Here is a 22,743-nt window from a genome sequence, read left to right as displayed (position 1 = left end):
AGCGGCATGTGCCTCCTTGACCTGGCTGTACCTCACGCCACCTCTACTTCCAGTTCGGTCATGTGACGGGGCGGGCCAGCCAGCTGTGTGACGGGGTCGCGGAGTCCAGCGCGGGCGGCTCCTCCAGCGCACGCGGCGGCGGGACCGGCCGGTCGGCCGCCACGGTGAGGAGGAAGTCGCCGTACCTGCGCCACCACCCGTGCAGCAGCCTCCCCTCCGCGGCGCGCACCGTCAGCCTGCCCCATGCGTCGCGAGGGGCGGCGCAGCCGAGCGTGACCTCGACCGAGCGGGTGTCCCTGCGCAGCCCGGTACGCAGCACCTTCAGCGCGCTCTCCTTGGCCGACCACAGCAGGTTGGCCCGCAGCGGATCGTCGCTGATGACGTGCTGCTCGGCCGGGGTGAAGTAGTCGGCGACGAAGGCGGCGCTGCGCGGCTCGACCAGCTCCAGGTCGCAGCCGACGGTGCCGGGATCCAGGCCGAGCAGGCACACCGCCCACCCGGCCCGGTCGGTCAGGGAGATCCCCACGGGCAGTGGCCGGCCGCACCAGTACGCCTCAGGCGCGCCGCTCGGGTGGTGCCGCACCTCCAGCTCGTACGGTGCCGCGGGGTAGAGCAGCCGCATCGCCTCCTTGGCCGTCCACCGGGCGACCAGGAACTCGGTGCGCCGCTTGGTGAAGCGCAGCCCGGCCGCCCGCTCCGCCTCCCTGGGCGCCAGCCAGCCGTTCCCGATGGGGAGGTGCTCCTCGCCCCGCGCCAGCCATCTCATGACGCGGCCATCCCGCGTTCCAGCGCGCCGATCACGTACGGCCGCAGCTCGGCCGCGGTGATGACCCGGTCGACCGAGCCGACCGCCAGGGCCCGCTGGATGCTGTGCACCTGGTCGAACTCGGCGGCCACCTCGCGCAGCTTCTCCGCCCGCACCTCTTCGGTGATCTCCAGCAGCCGCGAGCGCGGCCCCGACTCCCGCGCCGCGGCGACGCGGGGATCGCGTTCGGTGCGGGCGCGGACCTCGCGGACGAACACCACGGCCGCGGCGGGCGCGCCGCCGATGACCGACGCGTACGAGCCCTCCACGGCCGCGATCTCCAGCCGCGGGTTGAGCCGTTTGGAGAACACCACGAACGCGCCGCCGTGATAGCGGGAGATCACCACGAACACGATCGGCCCGGCGAAGTTGGTCACCGCCCGCCCGATCTCGGCGCCGTACTCGAGCTGCCAGCGCCGCATCGACTCCGGCGACCCGTCGAACCCGGACAGGTTGGCCAGCACCACGACGGGCCGGTTGCCGCCGGCCGCGTTGATGGCCCTGGCCACCTTCCGCGACGACTGCGGGAACAGGGTGCCCGCGGTCCAGGCGGGCGGCCCGTCGGCGGGCACGAAGCCGTGCCTGGGCTGCGGCGCGGACTCCAGCCCGATCAGGCAGGCGGGGATGCCGCCGACGTGCCCGTCCCAGACGACGGCCATGTCGGCGTCGCGCCAGCGGGCCCACCGCTCCAGCGGCTCGGCGTCCGCGTCGCACACGGCACGCATGACCGAGCGGATGTCGAACGGCTTCTTCCGCTCGCCGTTGTGCTCGGCGGAGAAGATCTCCCCGACCGTACGGAACTCCGGGCCGGAATGCCGAGCGTCCCGCACGTCTCGGCCCGCGGGATCGCCGGTGGGCCGCCTGCGTGGGTAACGTTCGCCGGGCACGACATAGCAGTGCTCGTAGTGGCGCAGCAGGATGAGGCCCGCCTCGGCGAGGCTGGCCGCGCCGTACTGGGCCTGCCCGTTGGGGCCCATGATGCGTTCGAAGCCGCCGATGCCGGTGTTGTCCTCGGCGGACACGCCGCCGGAGAAGTCCAGCGCGTGCTTGCCCGTCAGCACCATCGCGCTCCCCGCCACCATGACGAGGATGCCGCGGGTGTGCATGAGCATGGTGGCCTCAGCGTTCCAGTACGGCTGCGCGCCCACGTTCACCCCGGTCACCACGACGTTGACCTCGCCGCCCGCCTGGGTGAACTCGATGAGGCGGCGCAGCACGGCGGCGATCCAGTCCATGTTCTCCGTGCCGCTGTCCATCGCGATCCGCGCTCCGGAAGACAGCGCGAACCACTCGACCGGCACGCGCATGCGCTCGGCCAGGTCGAGCGCGGCGATGACGCGGCGGCACTCGGGCTCGGCCAGCGCCCCCAGGCTGCGTGTGGGGTCACCGAGGATGGCGACCCTGGCCATTCCCTCGGGCACTTTGGCGGTGCGGTTGGTGATCACGCCGACGACGAGGTTTGCGGTGTTCTGCCCCTCTGGCCTGTCAACGGGGACGAGCGTGCCGTCCTCGGCCAGGTCGTGCTCGGCGAAGGTCCCCGGCGGGAAGTCGCCGGGGGCGTGCTCGGGCGGGGAGAGCATCCTGACGATCTCGTACGGGTAGGGGGCGGCGAAGCGGCGGGCACGCAGCACCTTGCGGCGGTATTCGGTCAGCGGCCTGATCGGCTCCTGCCCGTAGGGCTCCTGGCGTACCGTGACGTGATCCTCGTCCAGCCCTTCGACGTGCAGGGCGGCGGGTCCGCCGGGCAGGCGCACCTGGAGCAGCAGCTTGTCCAGGCCGACGCCGACGGCCAGCGGCGCGAACGGGCGGGCCAGCCGCGGCCAGTCGGCGCTGGGCACATCGAACGGCGGGCGTACGCACAGGGTGATCCGGTTGGGCCGCGGCCGCTGGTCCGGTGGCGTGGCGGCCAGGTGCTCACGCATGGCCGCCAGCGCCTGCAGTCCCATCCGCTCCAGGCGGGGCAGGGACACGATGCGGCCGGTGTCGTCGCGTACGGGCGTCAGGTCGCGTACCTCGCCGATCGCGAACAACCGCACGTCGGCCGGATTGTCTCTGGCCACGCCGCGGAACAGGTAGACGTCCTCGGCCGAGCGCAGGCGTTCGAGCGCGAAGTTGGACAGCCGCCACAGCTCGGCCCGTTCGGCGATCATGGGGTGCAGGTTGCGGTAGAGCGGCTCCTCCGCGAAGCCCTCGGGCGTGTGCCGGTAGGCGAAGTGCTGGGTGCGGTGGTGCTCGGGGCCTGCGCCGTCCTCGCTGGTCACGGTCACGCACAGCCGCTCCAGGCGGTGGCCGGGGCTCTGGCCCGCGAGCAGGGCGGCGACCTCGGCCTGGGTGTCGTCGGCGGCGGGCCGCTCCCCCGGCCGCCAGGTCACCAGCTCGACGATCACCCGCCGCCACGGATCCACGCCGGACAGGCGCGCGCTGATCTCCGCACAGGCCTGGCGGATGTCGGCCAGCGGAGTGTAGTCGACGACCACGTGGTACAGCACACCGTCATGGTCGAAGTCGGCCGAGCCGTCACGGCCGACCCGCTCCAGCCGCCGGGTGCGGTAGAAGCGCCGGATGTAGATCTCGACGACGGCGCTTCTCATCTCCTCGCCGGACGCCTGCCAGCGGGCTAGCAGCGGCCCGCGCATCGGCTGCGGGCACCACACGAGCCGGTCGATCAGCTCGTCACGGTCGGCCCTGCCCGGCTCGGCGGCCAGCGCGTCGAGGTGGGACTCCATCTCGGCGTACACGGCGGCCAGCGCCCGCTCGTGCTGCGGCTCGTCGAAGTAGTGGAAGCGCACGTCCCTGGCCAGGTCGGCGACCACGGAGTGGCGTACCTGCGCGGCGACGGCCAGCCGGTCCATCAGCGCCCGGTCGGGAGGGGGCAGGCCGCGGTGGCGCAGCCGCCGCTCCAACACGGCCGCGACGGCGGGGACGAGGTCGTGGGCGCGGCGGAAGGAGCGGAACATCCACACCACGGCCTCTTCGAGCCACGGCGTCCGCTCGAGGCCGGAGACGCCGTACCTGGCCAGGACCCGCTCCAGCCGGGCGCGGAAGGCCGGCGGAAGCCCGGCCCTGTCGGGGTCGAGCCACTGCAGGTAGGACAGGATGTACTCCTGCGCACTGGCGCTCTCGGGCTCCTCCGGCTCGGGCAGCGGCCGGTACAGGCCGCTGACGTCGGCGAACAAGTCCAGGAACGCCTCCTCGCAGGCCAGCAGTTCCGGGTCGTCCGGAGCTTCCACCGGCTCGGGCAGGCCGATCTCACGCGGGTCCAGATCGAAGCCGAGCAGGCAGCCGCACAAGGCGTCGTACGCCGACCGGCACCCCGGCACCGCCGGCTCCGCGCGGCGCAGGGCGGCGAAGGACACGGCCGTCCCCGGCCGGTCGGGCTCATGTGCGGCCTCGCGGATGCGCAGCAGCGGCTGTCCCTCCACGACCTGCGTGTTGGCGGTCACCTCGACCGAGGCGACCTCGCCCGCGTACGGGGCGGTCAGCGTGGATTCCAGTTTCATGCTCTCCAGCACGACCAGCGGGTCGCCCTCGGCCACCCGGTCGCCGGGCGCGGCGCGGACGGAGACAACGAAGGCCGGATGGGAGGCCCGGACGATCCCGCCGTCGTCGCGGTGCACGCGGTGGGCCGCCCACTCGCCGTCCCGCTCCACCTCCACCAGGTAGGCCCTCAACAAATAAGCGGGGCCCTGGGCGGAGACCTGGGTGCGGTACGCGGCGCCGCCGCATGACAATCGCCGCTCGTGCGTGCTCAGCCGCCGCACGCCCACGTCCACCGACCCGTCGGCGGTCTTGACCCGGTACTCCTCGGGGCCGGTGCGCCGGACGCGCAGCTCGTACGGCCGGCCGCGGTAGCGCAGCCGGGCCCGCTGCCCCACCTGCTCGGGCACGTCGGGACGGCCCCGCCCGGCGGCCTCATGGAAGGCCGCCCGCTCGGCTTCATGGTCGGCGTCGTACGCCTCCACGGCGGCCTGCAGCACGGCGACCGGATCGGGCTCCGGCAGGTGTCCGCCGTCGGCCGTCAGCCGGTCCAGCCACCGGTTGTCGGCGGTGCCGCGCCGCATCTCCTCGCGGGACAGCAGCGACAGCAAGAAGGCGCGGTTGGTGGTGCCACCCTCGATGACCACGCGGGTGGCGGCCAGCGCGCGCCGCAACCTGGCCATGGCCTCGTTGCGATCACCACCCCTGGCCACCACCTTGGCGATCATCGAGTCGAACTCGGGCGCGACGGCGTCACCCTCTGACACGCCCGCGTCCACCCTGATCCCAGGCCCCGCCGGCGGCCGCCACACGGCGACCCGCCCGGGCGCGGGCGCGAACCCCAGCTCGGGGTCTTCCGCGCACAGCCTGGCCTCGACCGCGCAGCCGCGGGCTGGCGGCGGGCCTCCCTTCAAGCGGACGCCCATGGCCACATGGAGCTGGAGCTTGACCAGGTCGGCTCCCGTGGTCTCCTCGGTCACCGGGTGCTCGACCTGCAGCCGGGTGTTGACCTCCATGAACAGGTGGGCGCCGGTGTCCGGGTCGATCAGGAACTCGACGGTCCCGGCGTTCTGGTAGCCCGCCTCGCGGGCTAGCCGGACCGCTGCGTGGCGGACGGCGCGTTCGGCGGGCGGGGTGAGCGCGGTGGAGCCGGACTCCTCGATGACCTTCTGGTTGCGCCGCTGGACGCTGCAGTCGCGGACGCCCACGGCCCAGGTAGTGCCGTGCGTGTCCGCGATGATCTGCACCTCGACGTGGCGTGCGCGCGGGATGAGCCGCTCGACGAACACAGCAGAATCGCCGAACGTGGTCTCCGCCTCGGCACGGGCGGCGGCCAGCGCGGGAGCCACGTCTTCCGGCGCGTGCACCACTCTGATGCCGCGCCCGCCGCCGCCCGCCGCGGCCTTGATCACCACCGGGAAGCCGAGCCGCTCGGCGTGTTTCAGCGCGTCCGCGGGGTCGGTCACGGGTCCGCCGCTCCAGGGCACGACCGGCACGCCTGCCTTCTCCGCCAGCAGCTTGGCCGCGATCTTGTCGCCGAGCAGGCGGATCGTCGCGCTCCGCGGGCCGACGAACGTGATGCCCGCGGCCTCGCAACGCGCGGCGAACGAGGCCTGTTCGGCCAGGAATCCCCAGCCGACCCAGACGGCGTCCGCGCGGGCCCATTCCAGGGCCCGCATGACGTGTTCCTCGTCGAGATAGGCGGACTTGCGGTGGCCGTCACGAGGGTCGACGTACGTGGCCGGGCCGATCGAGACGGCCTCGTCGGCCATGCGGACGTACCAGGCGTCGGCGTCCAGGTCCGGGTGCAGGACGATCGTGGTTATAGGGGGCGTGGTCATGCGGGGCGTGGCGCCGTCGCGGTTGAGCTCCGCGACGGCGTCCAGCACCCGCGTCGCGGGCTCGCCCCGGTTGACGATCGCGAGCCGCCTGATGGCCGGCATGTCAGCCCTCCCCCGCTAGCGGGGTCAGCGTCCGCCTGACCTCTTCCGGGAGCTCACCGGGCAACGGGGTGCCCCGGTAGCCCTCGACGGCCACGAGCACGTTGCCGTCGCCGTCAAGTACCGCGCACCCGTACCGGCCGTCATCGGCTTCGACGATCGCCTGCACGTCCTTGGCGGTGCCCGGATAGAGGATGACACGATCCACGTGCGCGGGCAGCGCCAGCACGCGATCACGGGCGGCCTGCGCCAGTCCCGCCGTCTGGAAGCAGAGTTCGATCAGGCGCGGCGTGGTGGTGGTCGACCCTTTCGTCAGCGCCTCCGGCAGCGCGTCGGCCATCCTGGCCGCCGCTCCCGTGCCATGCGCCCAGGCCGCGGCGACCACCTGGTAAGCAGGGCCGTGGAAGAACAGCGTGTACACGTCGGACGGCGGCATCGTGGCCGCGGCCTCCCGCGCCCGGTCACGCCGCACACCTTCGCGCGCCGCTCGCGACAACCGGACGCTTCCGGTGAAGTGGATGGTGCGCTGCGGCCGGTCCTGTCCGGGGAGGAGCCGCTCGGCCGTCAGCTCGCATCTGGCGAGCAGGTCGTCGCCGTCGGGGGTGACGGTGGCGCGTACGGTCAGCGTGCGCGGTTCGTCGCGGTAGAACTTCACCGGCGCCAGGAAGTCGACATCCTCCACCGCCGTCACCTCCCAGGAGGGAGCGGCCAGCTGCGCCGCCTCGGCGAACGCCTCGATGCCCATGACGCCGGGCAGGACGGCGACGCCGTCGATGCGGTGGTGGTCCAGGAACGGCTGCTGCTTCGGGTCGAGCGTGGTGCGCACGACCAGGCCGGAGTGGACGCCGTACGACTCGATCGCGGCCGCCATGGGCTCTTCGACGGAGGCCATGGCCAGCCCGCCTGTCTCGTCGGTTTCGGCGCCCAGCACGCCGAGCGCTCCGGCGACGAGGACCTCGCCGCGCTCGCCCGAGCAGGTCAGCTCGCGCCGGATCCAGGGCCCGCCCACCTCGGGTGGCAGCATCTCGATCCCGGCCAGCTCCATGATCTTGGGGATGGAGCTACGGGTCGCCATGCCGATGCCGCCCCAGGCGGTCCAGTCCAGCGCGATCGCGCGGGTGCCTGGCCGGGTACGGCGCATGCCGCTGGTGACCTTGCACAGCAGGTCGTTGGCCGCGCTGTAGTCGGTCTGGCCGGCGTTGCCGAAGCGGCCGGCCACCGAGCTGAAGACCACGGTGGCGCCGATCGGCAGGTCTCCGGCGGCGTGCAGCAGGTTGAACCAGCCGTCGCTCTTGACGTCGAAGACCAGGTCGAACTCCTTGGCGGGCTTGTCGCCGAGTGACCGGCTGATCTCCAGGCCGGCCGCGTGGAGCAGCACGTCCACATGATCGCTCACGCCGCGCACGGCCGCCATGGACCGCTCGACCGCGTCCGGGTCGGTGAGGTCCACCTGGTGGTAGTACGGCGCGCCGCCAGCCTTCCTGATCGCCTCGATGGCTTCGAGCGCGGCGTGCAGCCGCTCGTATCGGGCCAGTTCGCGCTCGATGAGCACCGGTGTGGGACGCTCGCCACGCTGCTTGAGCATGACGGCAAGGTCCGCCTTGAGACCTTCGCGGTCCACCGCGTAGCGGCGCAGCTCGGGGTCGGCCGGGTCCGGCTCGTGGATGAGGTCCAGCAGGTGGAACACGCCGCCGGACGCGGCCGCCAGGTCGGCGGTGATGGCCGACACGATGCCGCCGGCCGCTCCGGTGATGAGGAAGACGCTGTCCGGGCCCAGCTCCAGCCCGCTTCCCTGGGCCGTCTCGAACGGGCGCTCGGCCAGGCCGACCGTCCAGCGCTCACTGTCGGCGTGGCCGACCTCGACGCAGCCGGGGTCGTTCAGCGTCTCCTCGATCAGGGCGTCGGCGAGCGAGGCCGTCTTGCGGCCTGTGGCGAAGTCGACGGCCTTCACCAGGGTGTCCGGGCGCTCCCTGCCGTAGGCCTTGGCGAACCCGGTGACCGCGCCGCCGAGCCAGGCGACGGCGCCGGCGTCGTCGTAGCCGTGGCGACCGCCGAGCCTGGTGGCGGTGACGAGGAAGGGGGCCTGGTCGTAGAGATGGTGGGCGACGGCGTAGAGGCTCTTCACCCGGCGCCGCAGCGCCTCGCGCCAGGCCGGCAGGTCCATGTCCTCCAGGGGGTCCTCGATGTCGAGTGCGGGCAGCCAGTAAACGCCGTCCACCGTGCCCTCCAGCCGCGCCGTCAGCTCGTCGGCTGGGACGGCGGGGTCGATGATGAGGACGTCGCAGCCCAGCTTGCCGAGCCGCGTGGCCAGCGCCTTGCCGACGCCGCCTGTGTCGGTGCCGATGACTATTCTGGTGCCTTCGCCGAGGCGGACGCCGGTGGGCTTGCAGCGGGCGAACTCGGGTCGCAGGACGGGCACCGGGACGCGCCGGGGGAATCCGGCGCTCGGCTCCTCCTGCGTGCCCCCCGGCTGCTCCTGCTGCGCGGCGGCCTCGGGCGTCGTGGCGGCGGGGAGGCGGTCGCGGATCCAGCCGACCACGTGGTCGAGCGTGGGGAAGTCACGCAGGCGCAGGTTCGGATCCCGCTCCAGGCCGTACCGCTCACGCACCGCCGCGAAGATCTCCGCCTGCTTGACCGTGTCCACGCCCAGGTCGGCCTCCAGATCGAGGTCCAGCTCCAGCAACTCCGCCGGGTAACCGGTCATCTCGGACACGATTGCGACAACGGTCTCTGACAGCGGATCCGCGTCTGTCGTGGGCGCGGGCTCAGGGACGGGCTCCGGCGTCGCATCCGACGGCGCGGAAGCGTCCGCCGCGATCGAGGGCGCGGCGGTCGTCGCGGTCACAGGCGTGACGGTCGGCACCGTGGTCGGCGCAGTCTTCGGCCTGGTGGTGGCGGGCGCGGGCGCGTCGATGATCCGCAGGCGTCGTTGGACCACTTCGAGCCCGGCGTCGGCGCGGCCCGCCACGGTGGACAACCACGCCTGCCAGGCGCCCGGGTCCACGACGCGGTACGCGTAGCCGAGCTCGTTCGGCGCCCGGTGCCTGCCGTCCGGCATCGGCGTCCAGCGCAGCAGCGTCATCGCGATCTGGGAGCCGAACCCGGCGGCCAGGCGCAGCGCATACCGGACCGGGTAGGCCCCGCCGGTGGACAGGTTGAGCTCGCCCAGGTCAGGGTCGGGCTCCTTGAAGTTGGGGACGGGTGGCACGATGCCGGTCTCCACGGCCTTGATCGCGACGACGTCCTCGATGCCCGCGCCCATCGCGTGGCCGGTGAAACCCTTGGTGTTGGTGATCACGACTGAGTCCGCGGAGGGGCCGAACGCCTGCCTGAGTGCGTGGATCTCGGCCGCCGCGCTGCCGCCGCGCGCGGGGGTGTAGGTCTCGTGGGAGACGAACACCGTCTCGGGCGCGATCGCGTGACGGTCTGCGCCGCGGCTCTCCGCCTGCCGCACCACCTGCTCCATGATCTGGGAGATGTGGTCGATGTCGAGGCGGGTGCCGTGGTAGGCGCTGTTGGCGATGACGGCGCCCAGCACCTCGCAGATCGGCTGCAGGCCGCGCTCACGGGCGGCTTCGGCGGACTCGACCACGATGGCCGCGGCGCCCATGCCGACGATCATGCCGTGCCGGCGGCGGTCGAACGGTGTGGCGGCGTCCTCGACCACGTCGTCGGTGGCGGCGGCGCCCGAGGCCAGGAAGCCGGAGCCGATCCAGGGCAGCAGCGTGTCGGAGCTGGCGTCGTCGGCCGAGACAATGATCACGCGGCGGCAGCGTCCGGTGCGGATCCAGTCCTCGGCCACGCACATCGCCTGGGTGGTGCTCGCGCAGGCGGCGTTCACCTGAGTGTTGGGGCCGCGGGCGCCGATGATCTCGGCGAACTGCGAGTGCCCCATCGACAGGCAGCGGAACAGGAAGCGCCGGTCGAAGACGTACGGCTCGGCCTCCAGGAGGCGGCGGAGCTCGGCGATGCGCCGGTCCACCTCGGCGGCCGCCGTCTCGTCGCCGCGCATCCTGCTCTGTACGGCCTCCAGGGCCAGGAGTTGCTCCCTGCGGCCCCGGTCGGTGAAGTACCGCTCCAGGTCGGCGGCGAAGGCGTCGTAGCCGGGGAACGCGGAGGCGAACACGACGCCGGTGTCGTCGCGCAGCGCCTCGGGCAGCCCCCACCGGTCGGGCAGGCGGGTGCCCAGCGTGGTGGTCTTGTAGTGCATGACCAACGGGATCCCGGCGTCGCGCAGCGCGTCGAACCCCGCGCCGATGGCCAGCCTGGTGGCGGTGTCGAGCGCGGCGTCCCTGGCCGCGTCCACGCCGAACTCGGCGACGACGTCGAGCGGCGCGTGCCGTCCGGCCAGCTTGAGCACGTCGGCCTCACTGCCGATCGTCTCGAACGTCGGGTCGCCCGCCTCGCGCTTGACCAGGCGGGTGATGCGGCGGTCCACCATGGCGCGGCGGAAGCGGTGCGGGATGGTGTCGATGAACTGCTGTCCCGCGAGGATGCGGGCCAGGTTGTCGTCGTCGAACACCCGCTCCACGCCGGGCAGCCCGAGCGCGGCGCCGGTCACCACGACCGGCTCGGTGGGCAGGGCTCCCTCCGCTTTCCCGCCCCCGTAGATTGCCAGGCCCTGTTCGAGGGTCCGCGCGAAGAGGCGGCCGAGCTGGGTGTAGGTCTCGATGGTCATGGCAGGCCTCGCGGAGGTGGGAATCGTGGGTGCGGTGAGGCGGGCGGCGTGTTGTGGCCGGGCGTGCGACGGGCTCGCCTGGTGCGGGATGACCTGCGGCCGGGCGGTGGGCCGCTCGTGGGCGGGGAAGGCCAGACCGGAGGCGTACAAGCCGCACAGGGCCTGGTTGAAGGCGGGCACGCCGCTGTTCTTGGGATGGTTGGTGAACAGGACCAGCACGTCGTCGTGCGCGGATCCGAGCACGTCCTCGGCGAAGCCGTGCAGTGCCTTCTTCGGCCCGACCTCGACGAAGACCCGCACCCCCGCGTCGTACAGCGTGCGCAGGCCGGTCACGAACCGCACCGGAGAGGCCACCTGCCGTCCGAGTATCTCGAGCATGTCCTCGACGCTCGCGCCGGAGGGGTAGAACTCGCCCGTCACGTTGGCCACGATCGGCTTGGTGGGCGGCCTGATGTCCAGGCGGCGTAGCACCGCCTTCAGCGGCTCGCTCACGGGGGCGACGATCGAGGTGTGGAAGGCATGGCTGACGGGGATGCGCATCGCGGTCATGCCCGCCTCGCGGAATCGGCCCACAACCGCCTCCACCGCCTGCGTCGCGCCGCCGACCACCGCCTGGGTGGTGCTGTTGATGTTTGCGACGACCACGTAGCCGTCGAACTCGGCGACGATACGCTCGATCTCCGGTAGCGGGCCGAAAACGGCCGCCATGGCGCCGCGGTCGGGCACCTCCAGCGTGGCCATCTCGTGGCCGCGGGCGCTGACCGCCTCCAGCGCGGCCTCGAAGGTCAGGGATCCGGCCGCGACCAGCGCGCCGTACTCGCCGAGGCTGTGGCCCATCACCATGTCGGGGCGCACGCCGTACGCCTCCAGCAGGCGGGTGAGCGCGGCGTCGACGGTGAGGACGGCGGGCTGGGTGATCTCGGTCTGCAGGAGCCGTTGCTGCGCCAGGCCGAGGTCGGCGTCGTCACAGAAGATGTACGACGTCAGCGGCCGGCCCAGCAGCGGCGTCATCACCCGGTCGGCCTCGTCGAACGTGGCGGCCACGATGGGCTCACGCTCGCGCAGGTCGCGCAGCATGTTGACGTACTGGGAGCCTTGGCCGGTGTAGAGGAAGGCGACCTTGGGAGCGGGGCCGCGGCCGAGGAACACGCCCTGGGCGCGCAGCATGCGCCACATCGCCTGGTTGCCGGTACGTAGGGCGGTGACCGCCTTCGCGGCCTTGGCGGCCAGGTCGTCGGGGTCGGCATAGTCGATGGCGACCCTGATGGCGGCGGTAGCGAGCGCGGCATCGGCCGGCTGCGGTCGCGGCGTGGCGCGCACCTGCTCAAGCCGGGCGATGACCTCGGCCTCGTCCGCCCCGCCCACGACCGCGGCCCCGCGCAGGGGCGGCCGGGGCCCGGCGGACGAGGAGCCCGCAGGCGAAGGGACGGCCCCCGGCCGCGTCGTCGCCTGGGCGGTGGTCGTGGCGTAGGTTCTGGGCACATCGGCGGGGCCGTGGCGGCCGGGGACGTGCTCCTCCAGCACGACGTGGAAGTTCGTGCCGCCGAACCCGAACGCGCTCACCCCGGCGCACCGCACGCCGCCGCCGGAGGGCCGGTCCCACTCCCGCAGCTCGGTGTTGACCCGGAAGGGGATGGCCGACCAGTCGACGCTCGGGTTCGGGTCGTCGAAGTGCAGGCTGGGCGGCAGCACCCGGTCGTGCAGGCTCATCACGGTCTTGAACAGCCCGGCCGCGCCCGCGGCCGCCTTGAGGTGGCCGATGTTGGACTTGACCGACCCGAGCGCGATCGACCCGGCCGACGCCCCCGCCTTCTCGAACACCTCGCTCAGCGCGCCCAACTCGGTGGCATCGCCGACGCGGGTGGAGGTACCGTGCGCCTCGATGAGGGTGGCCAGGGCGGGATCGAGCCCGGCGCTCGCCCAGGCGCGCTCGATGGCCAGCCGCTGCCCGATCGGGTTGGGCGCGGTGATCCCCTTGCCCTTGCCGTCGCTCGACCCGGCGATGCCGCGGATGACGGCATAAATTCGGTCGCCGTCACGCTCGGCGTCCGACAGCCGCCTCAACACGAACAACGCCGCGCCCTCGCCCATGACGAACCCGTCCGCGCCCGCGTCGAAGGGCCGGGTGCCAGTGGCCGACAGCGCGCCGATCTTGCAGAACTTGACGAACGCCGCCACGCCCATGTTCCGGTCCACTCCGCCGGTGATCACCGCGTCGAAGTCATGGGCCTGCAAGCCGCGTACAGCCGCGGACATGGCGGCCAGCCCGGAGGCGCACGCGGCATCGGCGGTGAAGTTGGGCCCGCGGAAGTTGAACAGGTTCGCCACCCGCCCGGCGATGATGTTGGCCAGCTCGCCGGGCATGGTGTCCTCGGTGATCGGCGGGTACCCGCCCAGGAAAGACCCGGTGGTCTCGCGCAGCACGGCCACGCGCACCGCCTCGGGCAGCCCGGCGAACGACTGCGCCTGCTCCAGCCGCCGCGCGAACTCCGGCAGCTCGATCCTGGTGTTGCTGCGGTAGTGCTTCTCCCCGCCGATGGCGTTGCCGATGACCACGGCGACCCGCTCGGGATCGACCGCCCAGCCTGGCCAGCCGGCGTCGTGCAGGGCCGCTCTGGCGGCGCTCACCGCCCACTTCTGGCCGTCGTCGAGCTGCGCGGCCACGGCCGGCGGCACTGCGAGGCGCCAGCCCATCGGGTCCCAGGGGAATCCCCTGACCCAGCCGCCGATCCGCGAGTAGGTCTTGTCCGGCGCCTTGGGATCGGGGTCGTAGTAGAGGGCGGGGTCCCACCGTTCGGGAGGCACGTCGGAGATGGAGTACCTGCCGCCCTTCACGTTCTCCCAGAAGGTGGCGGCGTCCGGCGCGTCGGGCATGATCGCGCCGAGGCCTACGACGGCGACCGGTTCGAGCGTGATGGCATTCATGGAAAGTCCTAAAGGTCCGCGCGGCCGTAAAGCACGTCCGCGATCACGTCCATGTCGGCGAGCAGGCCGCGCTGGGCCGCCCGCATCTCGTCCCCGCGGAGCCCGTCCGGCGCGGCGTCGTTCTCGGAAAGTGCGCCGATCACCCAGCGCCCGCCCTCCTCGGCGATCTTCATGACGGCCTCGCGGGCGAAGACCCGGCTGATGGCCGCGAGCACGGCGGGGCTGAAGCGGCGATCGGCCTTCTCGGGGAGGGTGCCGTCGAGCGCGGCGGCGGCACGGCGGGCGAGGCTGCCCGCGGCCTCGCCGTTGGCGATCAGCTCTCCGAGCCGCAGCAGGACGTGCTGGTTGCGGGTGAGCCGCCCGGCCCGGCAGGCCTCCATGACCGCGGCGAGGCATTCGAGCGCGAGCGCGGCGGTGGCCGCGCCGGTCTCCGCGGGCAGCGCGGCCAGCGTCGCGGCGGCGTCGCGGTAGTGGGCGCCGCGGGTCTTGAGGTGCTGCTGCCAGCGGTCTCTGGCGATGGTCATCTCGAGGATCTCGGAGGTGCCCTCGTAGATGGTGGTGATGCGCACGTCGCGTTTGATCTTCTCGACCAGGTACGGCCTGGTGTAGCCGTATCCGCCGTGGGCCTGGATCGCGGCCTCGGCGGCGGCGTTGCCCGCCTCGCTGGCGAGGTACTTGGCAATCGCGCCTTCGGTGTTGAGCGAGCCCTCGCCCGCGTCGATGCGGGTCGCGGTCTCCTCGATGAACGCCCGCGCGGCCTCCAGCCTGACCACGTGCGGCACGATCAGCTTGTGGGTGTAGCCCTGCTTGGCAGACAGCGTGGCGCCTGCCTGGACGCGGTCGGCGGAGTAGCGGATCGCCCGGTCGGCGGCCTCCCAGCCGCCGCCGAGGCCGAAGGCCGCCACCATGAGCCTGGTGTAGCCGAACACGTTCTGCGCCTGCACGAGGCCCTTGCCCTCGGCCAAGCCGACCAGGTTCTCGGCCGGGACGAACACCTCGTCGAAGTAGAGCGCCGCCGTGTTCGACAGGCGGATGCCGTGCTTGTCCTCCGGGACGGCCGAGGAGAAGCCCTCCGTGCCGCGCTCCAGGACGAACCAGGAGGGGCCGCCGGGGGCGAGCGCGAGCACGCTGCAGGCGTCGGCGATGGAGCCGTTGCTGATCCACTGCTTGCGGCCGTTGAGCCGGTATCCGCCCTCGACCGGCGTCGCCGTGGTGCGCAGCGCGCCCAGGTCGCTGCCCGCCTCGGGCTCGGTGGCCCCGTACGCGAACAGGATGCCCTCCTTGACGATCCGGCCGAGCCAGCGCTCCTTCTGCTCCTCCGTCCCGCCGAACAGGATCGGGTCGCTGCCGAGGAACGTCGCGAACACCGACGTGGCCAGCCCCAGGTCGAGCCGGGCCAGGCGCTCGCAGATGCGGTAGGAGTCGAACGCGCCGCCGCCCATGCCGCCGTACTCCTCGGGCACGAAGGCGAGCTGCACGCCGAGGTCGTCACCGCACATCTGCCGGATGGTGTCCTCCGGGCAGGTGTCATCGCGGTCGAGCGCGAGCTGGCGTTCCTCGGGAAGCGCGGCGGCCACGAAGTCGCCGAGTGCGTCGAGCATCAGGTCGAGACTTTCGAGGTCGAGGCCGCTCGTCATGGCTCGCCTCCTTCTGGAGTCTGCCGTTTCCCTGGAACGTAAAGCCGGGTGCGCGGGCGAGTCAGGGCACGGAGGCCCTTTCCTGAAGGACTTTCGTCCCGAATTCACGCAGCGGCCGAGCGGACCGGGAACCCGGCCAGCGCGTGGCGCTCGTCCAGCGCCTTCCACCGCACGCGCCGGTCGAGCGCGGCCGCGGGCGCCAGCACGAAGTCCTTGTCGGGGTCGATCCCGGGCAGTTCGGTACGCCCCTTCGATCGTCCCGATTCCCACACCTCCAGCACACACCTGACCGGCCCGCGCCCACAGAGGACGAAGTACCTCATGACCAGGGACCATCGGCACTGTTCGGAGGCCGGGGAACGGCTGGGATAGGGAGGTATGAGAGTTTCCGTCCTCGGCGCCGGCTCATGGGGCACCACAGTGGCCGCCCTGGTCTGCAAGCGGCACGACACGCTGGTCTGGACCCGTGATCCCGGCATCGCCGAAGAGATCAACGTCAGGCACCGCAACCAGGTGTACCTGCCCGGCTTCACCCTGCCCGCGGCCCTCGCGGCGACCGACGACCTCGCGACGGCCGCGACCAGGGCACAGGTCCTGATCATAGGAGTCCCCTCGCACGCCTTCCGCGGCGTGCTCCACCGGGCGTGTGCCCACGTCCCGCCCTGGATCCCGGTCGTCAGCCTGGCGAAAGGGCTGGAGCACGGAACCGACCTGCGCATGACCCAGATCATCGAGCAGGTGCTGCCCGGCCACCCCGCGGCCGCGCTGACCGGGCCCAACCTGGCCAGGGAGATCCTGGCTGGGAAGGCCGCGGCCACGGTCATCGCCACCGTGAACGAGACCGTCGCCACCATGCTGCAGGAGATCTTCCAGCGCGGTCTGCTGCGCGTCTACACCAACGGCGACGTGACCGGCTGCGAACTCGGCGGTGCGCTGAAGAACGTCGTGGCGATCGCGGCCGGCATGGCCGAAGGGCTGGGTGTGGGGGACAACACCAGGGCCGCGGTCATCACCCGGGGCCTGGCCGAGCTCACCCAGCTCGGCGTGGCCATGGGAAGCGAGGCGGCCACGTTCGCCGGCCTGACCGGACTGGGGGATCTCCTCGCCACCTGCCTGAGCCCGCACAGCCGCAACCGGCACGTCGGCGAGCAACTCGGCAAGGGCCGCAAGCTCGACGACGTGCTCGCGGAAATGATCATGACGGCCGAAGGCGTCCGCACCACCCCGGTGGCGGTGGGGCTGGGCGACCGGCACGCGCTGGAGCTGCCGATCTGCCGCACCATCCACCAGGTGCTCACCGGCGAGATCACCGCCCGCGACGCCTACGCGGGCCTGCGCCATTCGCCGGCCGGCACGGAGTCCGGCCCCTGGTGAACCGTGCGGGCCAGGAGGCGTACCAGCGCGGCCCCGGTGAGCGCCGACGCGGTGCCCGCAGCCGCCGGACGGCTTACGACAGCCGTTCTTCCTCCGCGAGGCCCTTGGCACAGGGATCGAGGGTCGATTTGCTCTCGTCGATACCCCCTAGGGTATAGTCGGGCATGGAACTGAACGAGGGCATGGTGGGCGACGCGCTGACCCGGCTGAAGCGGGCACACGGCCAGCTGGCCGGGGTGATCGCGATGATCGAGGCGGGCGAGGACTGCGCGAAGGTGCTCACCCAGCTCGCCGCCGTCCCCAAGGCGCTCGACCGCGCCGGATTCAAGATCGTGGCCAGTGGGCTCCGGCACTGCCAGGATGCCCAGAACCGCGGCGAGCAGCCCCCGATGAGCGTCGCCGAGCTGGAGAAGCTCTTCCTGGCCCTCGCGTAGACCTGCGGCCGTGCACCCTGCGGCCGTATATTTTTTGTCCCACCGATACCCCCTGGGGTATAGAAAGGAAAGTGTATGGACGTCATGTCGTTCCGCACTCCTGGTCTGGGCGACCAGACCTACCTGCTGGCACACGAGGGCAAGGGCATCCTCGTCGACCCCCAGCGCGACATCGACCGCTTCCTGAAGGCCGCCGCCGAGCACGACGTTGATCTCCAGTTCGTGCTGGAGACGCACCTGCACAACGACTACGTCTCCGGCGCCGAGCAGGCCGCGCTGCGCACCGGGGCCGAGCTGGTGCTGCCCGCCGCCGCGGCGGCCGCCTACCGGCACACGCCCGCCTTCCACCTGGAGGAGATCGATGGCGGCGGCGGGCTGGTGATCCGGCCCGTCCACACGCCGGGCCACACCCCCGAGCACACCAGCTACCTGGTGCTCATCGACGGGGAGCCGGTCGCGGTGTTCTCCGGCGGCAGCCTGCTGGTGGCCTCGGCCGGGCGTCCTGACCTGCTCGGCCCCGAACGCGCCCGCGCTGCTCCACAGCCCGTGGAGCCTCGGCCTGCCGGCGGCCGCCGCCCTGACCACAGCCGTTGGGATCGCGTTGCGGCGGCGGCACCGAACAGGCGCGAGGAATCAGCCGCCGGCCACTGACATTCATACCCCCAGCGGTATGAAGGAATAGGAGCGCACATGAAAGCCATCACCCCCAGCAGCGTGCGCACGACCTTCAGGTGCTGGGTCTCGGCCACCGCGATCCAATCGAAGACCGGCAGGTCGTAGCGGTCGGCGAAGGCCGTGTAGAGATCGTGGGCAAGCTTCTCCTCCTGCGCCACCGAGGCGACCATGCTCTTCTGCACGGACGTCAGCGTCCCCTTCGGCGCGGCCTGGTCGAACACCAGGCAGGATCCGCCCGGATTGCGCTGCCCGGCATACTGCCCCCGCCCGTGCGGCCAGGACCCGCCTGGACCGCCCGGACCGGCGGCCAGCGCCGGAACTCCGTGACGCCTCCCAGCGCCCACAGCGTGACGGAGACCGCCTCTATGTCGTGCCGTTTGGCGACCAGGGCGTGCGCCAGCTCGTGAGCCAGCAGCCACGCCATCAGCAGCAGCCCCGTGACGGCCCCGGCGGTCCAAGAAACCGCGCCGTCGCCGTCGCCGGCGACATGCCACCGCCCAGAGCCACCGTCACGAGTGCGACGATGGCGAGCGCGGACCAGTGGGCGCCGACGGGGATCCCGGCCACCCGTCCCAGATGCAGACTCTGCCTCATACCTTCACGATCCGTCGTGCCAATCTTCGTATCCAGCGGCGTTACGCCCAGGAGCGGGGGACTTTCATTCCTGGTCGGAGCATCCCTGTGCTGAACGATTCCCGCCTCCAACTGCTCGTACTAAACAGGCAGCCTGGAGCTCGGTGGACACGCCAGGGTGCTGTTCCAGGGACGCCGGCCGATTAGAACTGGCGACGGTAGGCGCCGGCAGCGCGCAGGCGGCCCGTGGCCATGGCGTCGGCCGCGCTGCGAGGCAGCACCCCGCCCACGGCCAGCCGATCGACCAGTTCGGCCGTATTGGCGCGGATCTTCTCCTCGATGGCGGCAAAGGCCTGCGCCCGGCCGCCGCCCTGGAGCTCCACCGACGCGCAGATCACACCCCCGGCATTGGCGATGATGTCGGGGACGCACAGCACACCCCGCTCGTGAAAGATCTGCTCGGCAGCAGCGGTGGCGGGAATGTTGGCTCCCTGAAGCATCACCTTCGCCCGCACGCGGGAGGCGTTCTCCACGGTGAAGACGTCGGGCCCGGCCGCGGGCACCAGCAGCTCGCACCCCAGCCACAAGATCGCGTCCCGGTCCACGGACTCGCCGCCGGAGAACGCGCCGACGGGCCTGCCCGCCTTCTTGGCATCCAGCAACGCCTCGACGTCGAGCCCTTCCTCGCGATACGTGGCGCCCGCGATGTCGGACACGGCGATGACCCGGGCTCCCCGTTCGGCCAGATACCTGGCCGCATGCGAGCCGACGGCGCCGAACCCCTGAACGACCACCCGCGCATCCTCCAGGTCGATCAGCTTGTCCGCGGCCAGCGCGTCGGCGCAGCAGGTCATCATGACCTCCTTGAAGGGTGTGGCTTGCTCTGCCTATGCTCCAGAACATGCCTCCGCCCACGATCAGGGCAGAACCTTACGTGGCGCTCCAGGGACCTACGGCACCGCCAGCACGTCCCCGGTGATGCCACCGGAGGGTCCAGGTCCCGTTGACACGCTCCGGGACCTGGACCGTATGGTGCGGTCAATCCGCTGTCTCGACGGTGATCCTGCGGGCGGCAGGCTTCTTCTCCTCGGCCGAGCGGGCGCAGGGGCTGCGCTTCGTGGCCTCCAAGGCCACCGGCTTCAGCAAGCTGACCGTCAAGAAGGGTGTCGCCAGGGTCTACCTGACCGGCCGCGTCACCAGCGGAGGGTCTGCCTTCACCATCGCCAACCAGATCAGGCCGACGCTCAAGCAGTTCCCGGCGATCAAGTGGGTCAAGATCTACGACTCGGCCGGACACACCGAGCACCCGGCCGGACCGTCGGACTCCGTCCCTCAGTCACTGGAGCCGTGAGCGCCTCGCACCTCCGCAGATGCGAGGTGAGACGGTCGAGGCCGAGTTACGGCTTGCGGGACACCGGCGGCTCGTCGCCTCCGAGGAAGTCCAGGCTGTCGGAGCCGTACCCGATGGGTCCCAGGTGCGTGGACAGGCCGAAGTCCCGCACCATCCTGGTGGCGATCTGGGTGGCTCCGGTCAGGTCGTTGGCGGCGCCGGTCGAGCCTTCGCCGAAGACGACCTGTTCGGCGGGCCGCCGCCCAGCCGCACCGCCAGCAGATCGCGCAGGTAGCTCTCGCTGTAGGGCCGCTCGACGTCGGAGAGCTTTTCGGTGACGCCCAGGGTGAGCCCGGCGGGCAGGATCGTCACCTTGGCGACCGGGTCGGCGTGCTCGCACAACGCCGCCACCAGCGCGTGCCCGGACTCGTGTACGGCCACCGCGCGACGTTCGGCCGGTAGCAGCGCCGCATCCAGCGTTTGAGGCCGGTTCGTCGCCGCGAGCAGGACGAAGCCGCTGGACTGATCGAAGCCGTCCATCTCGGCCAGAAGCTGGTTCAGGGTTTGCTCGCGCTCGTCGTTGCCGCGGCCGGTGACGACGTGGCGGTGATCTTTACCTGATGGGATCTGAGCCGACCCTGGTCATCGGGCGGCTTGGACCACTCGTGCGTCGGGGCCGGGGAAGACACCTCCCGCCAGCCGGCAGCGCCGTACCCAGGCCGCCGCGCTTTCCGCCCGGATGCGAGCCGACCGGCGCGAATGACAGGGCGGCGCCCCATGTACAAGGAAATGCCCGCTCCCAGGGATCCCTGGGAGCGGGCATTTCCTTGTGTGCACTACTTGAGCCAGGCGTTGCGCTGCACGATCGGCAGCTTGCCGAGGCCGAGCGTGGTGCCGGCGCCGGCCAGGGCCAGGCCGACGAGCACGATCGAGTAGATGATGTGGTCGTCCATGAAGGGGTTGTTGGCCAGGGGCAGTTCGGCCGCCCACATCAGGACCAGCATCGCGGTGCCGGCTCCGGCGGCGATCCGGGTGCCGATGCCCAGAACGAGTGCCAGGCCGATGCCGAGCAGGCCGGCCATGAACAGCCAGTCCACCCACGCCTGGCCGGCCAGGCCGGAGAAGAGGCCGCCGAGCGCGTTCTCGCCGGTGCCCTTGAGGAACCCGGTCGTCGGGCTGCCGCCCTCGATCCAGGCACGGTTGGCCGGAGTGGCGAATCCCCAGCCGAAGGTCTTGTCCAGGAACGCCCACAGGAAGACCCAGCCGATCGAGATCCGGGTGATCGCCCAAACGTAGTCGACCGGACGGCGCGCGGCGGCGGTGGTGGCACCGGTCTCCATGACGGGCCGGTTGATCGTGGCGGCCATGACGGCCCCTTTCCCTCTTTGATTCGTCGTCCCTATCTACTTCCATCACACCGTTTCCGGTGGTTCGCCAGCAGTGCCGTACGTCCGTCGTCCGTGGGACCTTGGTCCTGTCTGCCGGACGTCCGGCTGCCACACCCCTATGGGTCCACCACTGCGACGGGGCAGGGGCGTGCTGCAGGAGGGAGGCTTCGCCGGCCGCGAAGTCCAGGACGGCGTTGCCGGCTTCTTGCCCGCGACCACCACGGCCCAGCTCGACGGCGGTGACGATGGTGGCGAAGTGGTCGTCCAGCAGCACCAGGTCGGCGGCTTCACGGGCCACGTCGGTGCCTGAGGCGCCCATGGCGATGCCGATGTCGGCCTGTCACCGCCGAGCGGGCGCGCCGGGCAGAGCCTTTCGGCACCAGAGCGGGGGCCGTCCGGCACTGCCGGTAGCGAAGGCGTGCGCGGGAGGGTCGGTGGTGGGAGGTGTCTCATGTTCGCTCCACTCGATCACGAGTCCGGCGTTCGAAGGCTGCTGGTGGCGGCCGGTCAGGCGCCGTCGGTGCTCAACACCCAGCCGTGGCGCTTCCGTGTGGCCGGCCACGAGCTGGTAGAGCTGTACTCCGACGCTGAGCGGCGGTTGCGGGTGAGCGACCCGCGCGGGCGCAGCCGGCACGTCAGCTGCGGTGCGGCCCTGTTCAATCTGCGCCTGGCGGTACGGACCGCTGGGCGGCGGCCGATGGTGTTCCTGCTCCCCGCTCCTGAGGAAGAGCCCGATCTCCTGGCCGCCGTGCGCGTCGGAGCGGCGCTGCCCGCGACGGCCGAGCAGCGGGAGCTGTACGACCTCATCCCGGTGCGGCGCACCAGCCGCCGGCCGTTCTTCGACCGGCGGATTCCACCCGCGGTCATGGCCGAGCTGCGGCTGGCCGCCTCCCGCGAGGGCGCCAGGCTCGTGCCGCTCGACCGGCACGGCACCGCTGACACCCTTGACTACGCCGCCATGGCCGAGGACGAGCTGTCGCACGACCACGACTACCGCGCCGAACTGAGCGCCTGGACGATGCGGGGCGCGCTCTACGACGGTGTGCCGGACTACGCGCACGGCCCTCACGCCCTGCGGGATCCGTCCCCGACCCGCCACTTCGGGCGGCAGCATGGCGCGGCCCGGTTCGAGGAGCGGCCCCAGCTCTCCGTGCTCACCACGGCGGGCGACCGGCCCGTCGACTGGTTGCGGGCCGGGCAGGCGTTGCAGCGGGTGCTGCTGGTCGCGGCACGGCACGGCGTGTCGGCGTCGTTCCTGAACCAGCCGCTCGACCTGCGGGACATGCGCCGCCGCCGTGATCCGCACCACCGGCGCGGCCACCCACAGATGATCATCAGGTTCGGCTACGGCCCGTACGTGAGCCGGAGCCCGCGCCGCCCCGCCGCCGAGCTGGAGCTCGCACGTGCTTGACGGGACTCTCGACCTCTCGCCGCGGGACCTACGCCCTGTGTCGAGAGCGGGCCGGGAGCTGGGATGGAGGTACGACGACACATGGATATGCGAGGT

At 71.9% G+C, this 22,743-nt stretch carries 14 protein-coding genes and 2 pseudogenes; 6 read left to right on the top strand and 10 right to left on the bottom strand.

Features of this window, described 5'->3' with window-relative positions:
- Positions 1–58: 58 nt before the first annotated feature.
- From EJK15_RS02545 to EJK15_RS02525, 5 genes are all read right to left on the bottom strand, one after another.
- Complete coding sequence (locus EJK15_RS02545; RefSeq protein ID WP_138708715.1) at positions 59–766, bottom strand: 4'-phosphopantetheinyl transferase family protein; 708 nt, start codon at positions 764–766, stop codon at positions 59–61.
- Positions 763–6,225: an ATP-binding protein gene (locus tag EJK15_RS02540; RefSeq protein ID WP_138708714.1), complete on the bottom strand. Its 5,463-nt coding sequence runs from the start codon at positions 6,223–6,225 to the stop codon at positions 763–765. The genes EJK15_RS02545 and EJK15_RS02540 overlap by 4 nt, the downstream gene beginning before the upstream one ends.
- A 1-nt stretch (position 6,226) precedes the next feature.
- Positions 6,227–13,825 carry a type I polyketide synthase gene (locus tag EJK15_RS02535; protein WP_138708713.1) on the bottom strand — a complete coding sequence of 2,533 codons (7,599 nt, stop codon included), beginning with the start codon at positions 13,823–13,825 and terminating at the stop codon, positions 6,227–6,229.
- 8 nt (positions 13,826–13,833) lie between these two features.
- Positions 13,834–15,462 carry an acyl-CoA dehydrogenase family protein gene (locus EJK15_RS02530; protein WP_138708712.1) on the bottom strand — a complete coding sequence of 543 codons (1,629 nt, stop codon included), beginning with the start codon at positions 15,460–15,462 and terminating at the stop codon, positions 13,834–13,836.
- Positions 15,463–15,566: 104 nt separating this feature from the next.
- Complete coding sequence (locus tag EJK15_RS02525; protein ID WP_138708711.1) at positions 15,567–15,785, bottom strand: hypothetical protein; 219 nt, start codon at positions 15,783–15,785, stop codon at positions 15,567–15,569.
- A gap of 55 nt (positions 15,786–15,840) precedes the next feature.
- Between EJK15_RS02525 and EJK15_RS02520 the strand changes: the two genes are divergently transcribed.
- The 3 genes from EJK15_RS02520 (at position 15,841) to EJK15_RS02510 (ending at position 17,921) form a co-directional block, all read left to right on the top strand.
- Entirely contained in the window at positions 15,841–16,836 is a 996-nt protein-coding gene (locus tag EJK15_RS02520; protein ID WP_138708710.1) for an NAD(P)H-dependent glycerol-3-phosphate dehydrogenase, read from the top strand.
- A 164-nt stretch (positions 16,837–17,000) separates the two neighbouring features.
- Positions 17,001–17,270, top strand: a complete 270-nt coding sequence (locus tag EJK15_RS02515) for a metal-sensitive transcriptional regulator (protein ID WP_138708709.1) — start codon at positions 17,001–17,003, stop codon at positions 17,268–17,270.
- A 75-nt stretch (positions 17,271–17,345) separates the two neighbouring features.
- Positions 17,346–17,921, top strand: a complete 576-nt coding sequence (locus EJK15_RS02510; protein WP_240776722.1) for an MBL fold metallo-hydrolase — start codon at positions 17,346–17,348, stop codon at positions 17,919–17,921.
- 68 nt (positions 17,922–17,989) lie between these two features.
- On the opposite strand, the pseudogene EJK15_RS77380 reads toward EJK15_RS02510, so the two are convergent.
- From EJK15_RS77380 to EJK15_RS02500, 3 genes and pseudogenes are all read right to left on the bottom strand, one after another.
- A pseudogene (locus EJK15_RS77380) lies at positions 17,990–18,115 on the bottom strand (DUF2202 domain-containing protein); the annotation flags it as partial.
- A 17-nt stretch (positions 18,116–18,132) separates the two neighbouring features.
- A complete protein-coding gene (locus EJK15_RS74125) occupies positions 18,133–18,369 on the bottom strand; it encodes a hypothetical protein (protein WP_171074059.1) in 237 nt (78 codons plus the stop codon).
- Between the two features lie 352 nt (positions 18,370–18,721).
- A complete protein-coding gene (locus EJK15_RS02500) occupies positions 18,722–19,375 on the bottom strand; it encodes a Rossmann-fold NAD(P)-binding domain-containing protein (protein WP_138708708.1) in 654 nt (217 codons plus the stop codon).
- A gap of 200 nt (positions 19,376–19,575) precedes the next feature.
- Here EJK15_RS02500 and EJK15_RS02495 point away from each other — a divergent pair, with 200 nt between their 5' ends.
- Positions 19,576–19,869 carry a GerMN domain-containing protein gene (locus tag EJK15_RS02495; RefSeq protein WP_138708707.1) on the top strand — a complete coding sequence of 98 codons (294 nt, stop codon included), beginning with the start codon at positions 19,576–19,578 and terminating at the stop codon, positions 19,867–19,869.
- A 154-nt stretch (positions 19,870–20,023) separates the two neighbouring features.
- Here the strand turns inward: EJK15_RS02495 and EJK15_RS02490 are convergent.
- Positions 20,024–20,388: pseudogene (locus tag EJK15_RS02490) on the bottom strand (hypothetical protein); the annotation flags it as partial.
- A gap of 296 nt (positions 20,389–20,684) precedes the next feature.
- Positions 20,685–21,215: a DoxX family membrane protein gene (locus tag EJK15_RS02485; protein WP_138708706.1), complete on the bottom strand. Its 531-nt coding sequence runs from the start codon at positions 21,213–21,215 to the stop codon at positions 20,685–20,687.
- A gap of 169 nt (positions 21,216–21,384) precedes the next feature.
- Here EJK15_RS02485 and EJK15_RS70025 point away from each other — a divergent pair, with 169 nt between their 5' ends.
- Positions 21,385–21,546, top strand: a complete 162-nt coding sequence (locus EJK15_RS70025; RefSeq protein WP_171074064.1) for a hypothetical protein — start codon at positions 21,385–21,387, stop codon at positions 21,544–21,546.
- A gap of 141 nt (positions 21,547–21,687) precedes the next feature.
- A complete protein-coding gene (locus tag EJK15_RS02480; RefSeq protein WP_138708705.1) occupies positions 21,688–22,647 on the top strand; it encodes an Acg family FMN-binding oxidoreductase in 960 nt (319 codons plus the stop codon).
- The last annotated feature ends 96 nt before the right edge of the window (positions 22,648–22,743 follow it).

This window comes from Nonomuraea basaltis, assembly GCF_005893125.1.
Lineage (GTDB): Bacteria > Actinomycetota > Actinomycetes > Streptosporangiales > Streptosporangiaceae > Nonomuraea > Nonomuraea basaltis.
Note: the sequence above shows the minus strand (reverse complement) of the source record. Positions and strands in the feature narration are given on the sequence as shown.